At 71.7% G+C, this 3350-nt stretch carries 6 protein-coding genes; 2 read left to right on the plus strand and 4 right to left on the minus strand.

Translation table 11 applies throughout. From position 1 onward, the window contains the following. The 4 genes from AOK24_RS37925 to rimP all read right to left on the minus strand — a co-directional run. On the minus strand, positions 1-249 hold a 249-nt coding region (locus tag AOK24_RS37925; protein ID WP_055724483.1), incomplete at its 3' end, for a translation initiation factor IF-2 N-terminal domain-containing protein. 147 nt (positions 250-396) lie between these two features. Continuing rightward, positions 397-693, minus strand: a complete 297-nt coding sequence (locus tag AOK24_RS46835) for a YlxR family protein (protein WP_079057203.1) — start codon at positions 691-693, stop codon at positions 397-399. A 100-nt stretch (positions 694-793) separates the two neighbouring features. Further along, a complete protein-coding gene (nusA, locus tag AOK24_RS37930; protein WP_055724484.1) occupies positions 794-1792 on the minus strand; it encodes a transcription termination factor NusA in 999 nt (332 codons plus the stop codon). A gap of 2 nt (positions 1793-1794) precedes the next feature. Continuing rightward, positions 1795-2322 (minus strand): ribosome maturation factor RimP, encoded by a 528-nt coding sequence (gene rimP, locus AOK24_RS37935; protein ID WP_055724485.1) that lies wholly within the window; start codon positions 2320-2322, stop codon positions 1795-1797. Between the two features lie 214 nt (positions 2323-2536). Here rimP and AOK24_RS37940 point away from each other — a divergent pair, with 214 nt between their 5' ends. Continuing rightward, a complete protein-coding gene (locus AOK24_RS37940; protein ID WP_079057204.1) occupies positions 2537-3031 on the plus strand; it encodes a hypothetical protein in 495 nt (164 codons plus the stop codon). After that, positions 3028-3350 (plus strand): DUF4439 domain-containing protein (locus AOK24_RS37945; protein ID WP_055724486.1); only part of this gene is annotated, 323 nt, incomplete at its 3' end. The genes AOK24_RS37940 and AOK24_RS37945, both read left to right, overlap by 4 nt.

Genomic DNA, 3350 nt, shown 5'->3' on the forward strand with positions numbered 1-3350 from the left:
GGCCGCCGGCTTCGGCGGACCGGGGCGTGCCGACGTCGCCGGGGAGGGCGCGCCGGGCTTGGGTGCTGCCTTGCGGGGGGCGGGCTTGCCGCCGCCCTGGAAGGCGTCCGTCAGCTTGCGGACGACGGGCGCTTCGATGGTCGAAGACGCCGAACGGACGAATTCACCGAGTTCCTGGAGCTTGGCCATGACGACCTTGCTCTCAACCCCGAACTCCTTGGCGAGTTCGTATACCCGGACCTTAGCCACTTCGCTCCTTTGAGGTCCGGGTTCAGTCCGGACCGTCGCTACTTCATGGGCGTACTCATCGCGTGCTCATCGAGTGCTCATCGCAATCTCGACCTACTTCCAACTCGCGGGGTACCTGGCCACGCGGACGGTCCGCGCGCCACTTCCTTACGGTGTCGCCTCATCGACGACGATCGCCTGCTCGACGTATCGGCGCAACGCCTTTGTGTCGAGCGCTCCCGGGGCTCGCAAGGCCCGTGTGAACGCCCGTCGGCGCACCGCCTGGTCGAGACAGACGGGGACGGGGTGCAGATACGCGCCCCGGCCGGGCAGCGTACCGCGAGGGTCGGGGACGCATTCGCCCTCGGCCGCCACGATGCGCAGCAGGTGTGCCTTGGCCGATCGCTCCCGGCACCCCACACAGGTGCGCTCAGGGCATGTTCGGGCGTGCGTCCGGCCAGACACCGTTAAGTCTACCTCCCCGCGGCGGCCTCACCCCTTTGGGTCAGGGGTCGAACACGTGCCGCGATATAACTGACGTGATCCAGCCGTTGACCGGCGTGATCTATTCCCCTGCCTGCGCGTCCTGCTGCTCGGTGTCCGGCCGGATGTCGATGCGCCAGCCGGTGAGCCGGGCGGCGAGGCGGGCGTTCTGGCCCTCCTTGCCGATCGCCAGCGACAGCTGGTAGTCCGGCACGGTCACCCGGGCGGAGCGGGCGGAGAGGTCGACGACCTCCACCTTCGACACCCGCGCGGGCGACAGGGCGTTGGCGACCATCTCCGCCGGGTCGTCCGACCAGTCGACGATGTCGATCTTCTCGCCGTTCAGCTCACCCATGACGTTGCGCACCCGGCCGCCCATAGGGCCGATGCAGGCGCCCTTGGCGTTCAGGCCGCTGCGGGTGGAGCGGACGGCGATCTTGGTGCGGTGGCCGGCCTCGCGGGCGATCGCGGCGATCTCGACCGAGCCGTCGGCGATCTCCGGGACCTCCAGGGCGAACAGCTTCTTGACCAGGTTGGGGTGGGTACGGGAGAGGGTGACCGAGGGTCCGCGCACGCCCTTGGCGACCCGGACGACGTACGAGCGCAGGCGCAGGCCGTGCGTGTACACCTCGCCGGGCACCTGCTCCTGCACCGGCAGCATGGCCTCCATCTTGCCGATGTCGACCAGGACGTTCTTCGGGTCGCGGCCCTGCTGGACGACACCGGTGACGATGTCGCCCTCGCGGCCGGCGTACTCGCCGAGCGTCGCGTCGTCCTCCGCGTCCCGCAGGCGCTGGAGGATCACCTGCTTCGCGGTGGTGGCGGCGATCCGGCCGAAGTCCGACGGGGTGTCGTCGAACTCGCGCGGCTCCTGACCCTCCTCCAGGTCCTCCGGGTCCTCCTTCGCCCACACGGTCACATGCCCGCTCTCGCGGTCGAGCTTCACGCGCGCGCGGCGGCGGCTTCCCTCGGTGCGGTGGTAGGCGATGAGGAGGGCCGACTCGATCGCCTCGACCAGCAGGTCGAAGGAGATCTCCTTCTCCCGCACCAGACCCCGCAGGGCACTCATGTCGATGTCCACGGCTACGCCTCCTCTTCCTTCACGTCGTCTCCGTCGGTGACGTCTGCGTCTTTGTCCTTGCGGTTGAACTCGACCTGGACGCGGGCCTTGTCGATCTCGGCGAAGGCGAGCCTGCGGGCGGTGGCCTTGCGGCCCTTCACGCCGGGCACCTCCAGATCGAGGCCCTCCTCGTCCACGGCGAGGATGCGGGCGGTGACCTCGCCGCCCTCGGTGAGCTGGAACCTCACCAGCCGGTCCAGCGCGCGCACGTAGTGCCGGTGCTCCTTCAGGAGCCGCTCGGCGCCGGGGGTGCCGACCTCCAGGTCGTAGGCCGTGTCACCCATCGCGTTCGTCTCGTCGAGCTTCGCCGAGAGCGCGCGGCTGACATCGGCGACGGCGTCCAGATCGGCGCCGGAGTCCGCGTCCACGACGACCCTCAGCACTCTTTTGCGGCCCACGGTCTCCACCGCGATCTCTTCGAGGTCGAGCCCCTGCGCGGTGACGAGCGGTTCCAGGAGCTCTCGCAGCCTCTCGCTCTGGGTGGTGCTCATCCGGGTGACTCCTCGGCCGCGTGTGCTGTTGTGGGATGGTCGCGTGTCTGGTCAAAGGGTATCCGGTCGCGGAGGGTGTTGCCGTCCACGAGTGCCTCCGGCAGGGGGGCCGGGTGCGGGTGCGTCGTAGTACTTCGCGCCTGCGCGGGTACCGTGATCACCTGCTGTCTTCCCTCCCGTTCCCTGTCGTACGAGTCTGCCGAGGACGTCTGACGTGTCGCACTCCCCGTCGCGCCGAAGAACCCTGCTCGCCACCGCGGCCCTCTTCGGCGCCGCCGGCTGCTCCTCCTCCGGGTCCTCCTCCGAGGAGACCGCCTCCGGGGCGCCTTCCGCGTCCCAGCGGGTGCGGGCCCGGGCCGCCCGGGACAGCCAGGGGCTCGTGCGGCGGTACGACGCGGTGCTCGCCGCGCGGCCCGCGCTCTCGGGGTTGCTCGCGCCGCTGCGGGCGGAGGTCGTCCGGCATGTGGGGGCGTTCGGGGGGACGCCGTCGCCGTCGCCGTCCGCGTCCCCGTCTCCTTCCGCGTCGGCGTCCGCGCCTCCTGTCGACGACAAGTCCGCCCTCGCCCAACTCGCCGCCGCCGAGCGGGCGTTGGCCGATCGGCGGGCGGCCGATCTGCTGACCGTGCCCGGGGAGCTGGCGCGGCTGCTCGCGTCCGTGGCGGCTGCCGGGGCCGTGCACGCGTACGTCCTGACGGAGGGGGCCCGATGAGCGCCGAACTGGACGCCCTCCAGGCCGCGCTGGCCGCCGAGCACGCGGCCGTGTACGGGTACGGGGTCGTCGGGGGCCAGGTCGGAGAGGCCCGGCGGGGTGAGGCGCGCCTCGCGTGGGACGCGCACCGGGCCCGGCGTGACGCGCTCGCGCGGGCCGTACGGGACCTCGGCGGCGAGCCGGTCGCCGCGAACGCCGGGTACGCGCTGCCGTTCCCCGTCGACGGGCCCTCCACCGCCGTACGGCTCGCCGCGCGGCTGGAGGAGCGGATCGCCGGGGTCTACTCCGACCTGGTGCGGGCCACCTCCGGAGCGCGGCG

Origin of the sequence: Streptomyces niveiscabiei (genome assembly GCF_001419795.1) — a bacterium.
Classification (GTDB): Bacteria; Actinomycetota; Actinomycetes; order Streptomycetales; family Streptomycetaceae; genus Streptomyces; species Streptomyces niveiscabiei.